The following is a 4,506-nucleotide window of genomic DNA, read 5'->3' as shown; positions in this document are numbered from 1 at the left end:
GGTACAGCCTCCGGCGCGGTTAGAAGAATTGGCGGCATTTTCAGAGCGGCTTCCGGCCGGGAAAAAAATTGCCGTTGCTTTATGCCCCACAGATTGCTGGTGTGTTTTTTTGAGTATATGCGCACAGCTGGCAGAAAAAGAAGCATTCTCTGAAATGGGGCTGGATCCAAAAGCCGGCGCCCTGGCGCTGGAGCTGATGAGTAGTTGGAAATCCTTTCTTCATCCTGCTTCCTATGACCTGAATGCTATTCAATTATTAGACCGTATAAGTGCAGGAGAGGAAATCGTTTATACACCGATGGTATTTGGTTATACCAATTATGCCAGGAAGGGGTTTCGGGATCGATTAGTGCGGTTTGGGAATGCACCTGTTTTAGCAGACGCCCGGTATTCGACTATTCTTGGAGGAGCCGGAATTGCCGTACCAACCTTATCTACCAGGATTCCGGAAGCGATAGATTTTCTGACCTATCTCTTGGATCCTATACAATACGGTAGTATGTATGTGAAACATGGCGGACAGTCTGCACATGTATCAGATTGGCAAACTGAGCAGGCAAATCTGCTGTGCAATGCTTTCTTTTTTAATACGATGGATACCATGCAACGGGCTTATCTGCGGCCCCGTATACCAGGCTTTAACCGGTTCCAGGAAGAGGCTGCTGAGATAGTTCATGCTTTCCTGGTACAGGGTGGTAATAGTGTTGATATACTAAATAAATTAAACCAGATCTACCATGAGTATTGCGTCGCTGAAGTTGATATGCCTTGATTATATACGGGATGCTTCCGGAGTAGCAAGGGTTTATTTTAACCGGCCCTCCCAGTACAATGCTATGAATACTGCTTTGATGCAGGAACTGATTCTGCTATTGCAGGAGTTGGTAAAAGAGGAGGACCTGAAACTGCTTGTGTTGGAAGGGCGTGGAAAGGCTTTTATGGCGGGGGCAGATATTGTGGAATATGCCCGGTTCAGTGAATCGGATTTTACACAGTTTCAGTCTACCAGCGCCCGTATTTACGAACTTATTGAACAAGCCCCTTTTCCCGTACTGGCGGCAATCAATGGATTTGCCGTGGGGGGTGGTTTTGAAATAGCCCTGGCCTGTGACCTTCGGGTGGCAAAACCCGCGGCAAAAATGGGCTTGCCAGAAGTAAAGCTGGGCCTGATTCCGGGAGGTGGCGGCACGCAACGCCTAATTGAATTAGCAGGTTTGAGCGTAGCCAGGGAACTATTGCTAACCGGCCGGTTATACTCCGCCCGGGATATGTATAACCGTCACCTGGTATCAGAAATAATTGAAGAAGAAGTGTGGGAGAACAGGCTCGGGGAAATAATGGATGAACTTAGGGTAATTCCCAGACAGTCGATCAAAAAAATCAAAGCACTAACTTCTTCCGCACTGCTGCATGAATCTTTTACGCAACGATTAAACAGGGAAGCACAGGCCGTAAATGAACTTTTTAACACCCCTGTGGCTACGGAAAAAATTCAATCATTTGTTCAAAAGAAGTAAGATGGAAACAAAAAAAACAGGTCCTCTTGTGGGTGTTCGGGTGGCAGATTTTACGCAATTGGCGCAGGGGCCCTGGGCAACGCAAATGTTAGGTGATCTTGGAGCTGAGATAATTAAAATTGAGCCACCTAAAGGCGATTGGATGCGGCATTATGCCTATGGCAATCAATATCCGGGTGGTGAAAGTGTTTCTTTCCTGAGTTTTAATCGAAATAAAAAAAGCATTGTGCTGGATCTGAAGGAGGAGAAAGGTGTAGAAACCGCTAAAAAAATAATAGCGGGATCTGCTATTCTTATTGAAAATTTCAGACCAGGTGTAATGGACCGGTTAGGCCTGGGATACGAGGCCATGAAAGCCGTCAACCCCGGGCTGATTTATTGTTCCAGCTCGGGCTACGGATCCAGTGGGCCGTATAAAGACCGCCCGGGCCAGGATCTTTTAGCGCAGGCGATTTCCGGTGTTCCATTCCTGAATGGACGCCAGGGCGATCTGCCCACTGTTACAGCAGTTGGGCAGGCTGATCTTTTGACCGCATTATTTATTGTGCAGGCAGTTTTAGCTGCGTTACACTACCGGTCACAGACAGGAAAAGGACAATTGATCGAAGCCTGTTTGCTGAATTCCATTTTGTCATTTCATACACAGGAAATAACCAGCTTTCTGGCTACGGGAAAATTACCGGAACGAAGCAGTGCCGGCATACCCAACCCCTGGTTGGGAGCCCCGTATGGAATTTATAGAACCAGCGATGGCTATATTGCTATAGGAATGAATTCTGTGCGTAAGCTGGCCAGGTTATTAGCTATTCCGGAATTGGATACAGAGCAGTATGAAACCAATAATAAAATTGATGAGCGGGATACCGTATTTGGAATACTACAGCAACGATTAAAAGAAAAAACAACCGGCGATTGGCTGGCAGTTCTGTTGCCGGCAGATATCTGGTGTTCTCATGTAAATGAATTGGATACCATGATCAACGACCCACAGGTAAGGTATAACCAAATGATCGTAAAATTTACTCATCCCACAGCCGGGGAAATTGCTACCACCGGATTTCCGGTAAGCTTTAGCGAAACGCCCTGTAATCTGTATGCTCCGCCACCTGCACTGGGAGAACATACCGAGCTGATATTAGATAACCTAACAGTAATTGATAAGCATGAATAACACCATTGATTTAAAAAATAAACGAATTCTGATTACGGGTGGAGGCAAAGGAATCGGGGCCGGTATAGTAGAAGCCATGGCTGCCTGTGGTGGTGATATTTGTATAAATGTACCGGAGATAGATCCGGAAGCAGTGGCGTTTCAAACCTATATCAGCCGCCAGTATTTAGTAAAAGTATTGCTTCTGCAGGCTGATATCAGTAAACAGGAAGAGGTGAAAGCTATGTTTGATAGCCTTGAAAAAAACTGGTCCGGACTGGATGTGCTGGTAAATAATGCAGGCGTGGAATCAGTGGCAGATTGCCTGGAACTGAGCCTCGAAGAATGGGATCGGATTTTTTCGGTTAATCTCAGGGGCGCTTTTATGGTAGCGCAATATGCTGGCAGATTAATGAAAAAGCAGCAGCAGGGTTGTATCATCAATATCAGCTCTATACATGATAAAGTAGCCCGTAAAGGACTGGTACATTATTGTGCTTCCAAAGCGGGTTTGAATATGCTGTCTAAATGTATGGCGCTTGAGCTGGCGGAATTTGGTGTAAGGGTTATGACCATTTCACCCGGGGCCATAGAAACAGCCATGAACCGGGAGGAGATCAAAAAAATTGGAGAGGCATTGTTTCAAAAGTGGATTCCGCTGGGCAGGTTAGGCAATGTGGTTGATGTGGCCCGATGTTGTGCCTTTGTTGCCAGCGATGCTGCTTCCTATTTGACCGGTACAGAAATTTACCTGGATGGCGGATATAAAGAAAATACCATTCAATATGACCCGAGAAATTAAACAGATGGATAAACTGATTGAAACATATTATACCGCAGAACAGGGATATCATCCTTTTTTAATTACCAAAGACTGGCAGGTGGCGCAATTGAACTTTATGCCTGAACAATCCTTTTCCAACATTGTGAAATTAGACCTGCATGCCCAAACTGATGAAGTGTTTGTATTAACCAAAGGATTGGCGGTTTTAATTGCAGGTGTGCTGGCTGGGGAGAGAATCAGTTTCCATTGTATAAAAATGCAAGTGGGTGTTACCTATAATATTCCTGCAAATACTTGGCATAATATAGCCATGGATACAGCAGCACAGGTAATAATTGCTGAAAAGAGTAATACGCATTTAGGCGATTTCATTTACCACCCACTTTCTGCCTCCCAGATCATTGAACTGCAGGAAAAAATTAAGGATTGCTTACAAGAAAATATTTAAACAATAGTGTATGTCTGAAGCTATAAATAAACCCGATACTATCAGCTGGACCAGCGATGAGGAGCTTTTTCATTTAATGGAAACGGAATTGTATACCCCTGTTGTGGGAGATATCCTGGATGAATTGGGCTGTTATCACCAGTTTCTTCCCCAGCCCATTCAGCCGGTAAATATCACCGATAAAGTTATCGGCAGGTCCATGCCTGTATTAATGATCGATGTGTTTGGTCCGCAAAAAAAACCATTTGGTAAACTCACCGAAGCACTGGATCAACTGAAGCCCGGCGAAATTTACCTGGCCACTGGCGGAACGATGCGTTGTGCCTACTGGGGAGAAATTCTAACGGCTACAGCAAGAATGCGCGGAGCCAGGGGGGCTGTTGTGGATGGATTTTACCGCGATACTCCCAAGGTGCTGGAACAAAACTGGCCGGTATTTAGCAGGGGAAGATATGCCCAGGACTCTTCTGTTCGTACTCAGGTGGTAGACTACCGTTGTAATATTGAAATAGGAGGGGTATGGATTGCGCCGGGAGACCTGGTATTTGGTGATATGGACGGGGTGGTCATTATTCCCAAACAATTAGAAACGGAGGTAATTCAGAAA

6 protein-coding genes are annotated in these 4,506 nt (G+C 45.4%); all 6 read left to right on the top strand.

The genetic code is table 11. The annotated features are described in order from the left end of the window. A partial coding sequence (locus A1D16_RS18965; protein WP_290712436.1) for a hypothetical protein occupies positions 1-772 on the top strand: 772 nt, incomplete at its 5' end. Continuing rightward, positions 738-1,517 (top strand): enoyl-CoA hydratase/isomerase family protein, encoded by a 780-nt coding sequence (locus A1D16_RS18960; RefSeq protein ID WP_290712434.1) that lies wholly within the window; start codon positions 738-740, stop codon positions 1,515-1,517. The genes A1D16_RS18965 and A1D16_RS18960, both read left to right, overlap by 35 nt. A gap of 1 nt (position 1,518) precedes the next feature. After that, positions 1,519-2,688, top strand: a complete 1,170-nt coding sequence (locus A1D16_RS18955) for a CoA transferase (RefSeq protein WP_290712432.1) — start codon at positions 1,519-1,521, stop codon at positions 2,686-2,688. Beyond that, complete coding sequence (locus tag A1D16_RS18950; RefSeq protein WP_290712430.1) at positions 2,681-3,469, top strand: SDR family oxidoreductase; 789 nt, start codon at positions 2,681-2,683, stop codon at positions 3,467-3,469. The genes A1D16_RS18955 and A1D16_RS18950 overlap by 8 nt, the downstream gene beginning before the upstream one ends. Further along, positions 3,453-3,899 (top strand): hypothetical protein, encoded by a 447-nt coding sequence (locus tag A1D16_RS18945; protein ID WP_290712428.1) that lies wholly within the window; start codon positions 3,453-3,455, stop codon positions 3,897-3,899. The genes A1D16_RS18950 and A1D16_RS18945 overlap by 17 nt, the downstream gene beginning before the upstream one ends. Positions 3,900-3,909: 10 nt before the next feature. Continuing rightward, positions 3,910-4,506: RraA family protein (locus A1D16_RS18940; RefSeq protein ID WP_290712426.1), on the top strand; the 597-nt coding region annotated here is incomplete at its 3' end.

Origin of the sequence: Flavihumibacter sp. CACIAM 22H1 (genome assembly GCF_001601815.1) — a bacterium.
Lineage (GTDB): Bacteria > Bacteroidota > Bacteroidia > Chitinophagales > Chitinophagaceae > Flavihumibacter.
This window is presented reverse-complemented; position numbering and strand designations above follow the sequence as displayed.